1 pseudogene is annotated in these 629 nt (G+C 36.1%); it reads left to right on the forward strand.

What is annotated here, in order from left to right:
- Nucleotides 1-245: 245 nt before the first annotated feature.
- Nucleotides 246-629, forward strand: a pseudogene (locus EQY_RS25860) (autotransporter outer membrane beta-barrel domain-containing protein); the annotation flags it as partial.

Genomic DNA, 629 nt, shown 5'->3' on the forward strand with positions numbered 1-629 from the left:
ACACTTTAGGATTATTAGATGCATTTTTTCTAAACGACATAAAAAAACTGCATTAACTCCACTTACAAACCACTAAAACCAATCAATGTAATGAACAACTAACACTTTAATAAATTTATTACATCTAATATTACATATATTCTTATTTAGTAACTTGCATGTATGCGCCTTACAAGGCTTCAGGAAGAAAAACAGTGCAATAAAAAACATCTCGCCATTTAAATTTAAGGATGAAAGTGAGTGATATGAAATCAGCAAAAAAAAGCTTATCGACACGGGCGATAGCAATTTCAACAGTATTATTTACACCCGTATCCCTGGCCGTAACCCCCCCCACAGATGCAAATAGCGTTGTTATCATTAATAATGGCGAAGAGGCAAAAGTTATTGCCTCCGAAGGTTACGATCCTGGATGGAATCATTTTACTTCTTTGAATGTAGGCCAAAACTCTAATGGCTCACTACTCATTGATAATATTTCACTTATTACTGCTAATGCTACCGTAGGTAATAATGCTGAAGGTTCCCTCACTTTATCCAACCATACCAACTGGCAGTTTGATACCCCTACATCCAAATTGTTTTTGGGTACAAATGAAGGTTCCGGCACCGTATATGTGTTAGAAGGC

The organism is Escherichia sp. TW14182, from assembly GCF_000208525.1.
Taxonomy (GTDB): Bacteria; Pseudomonadota; Gammaproteobacteria; order Enterobacterales; family Enterobacteriaceae; genus Escherichia; species Escherichia ruysiae.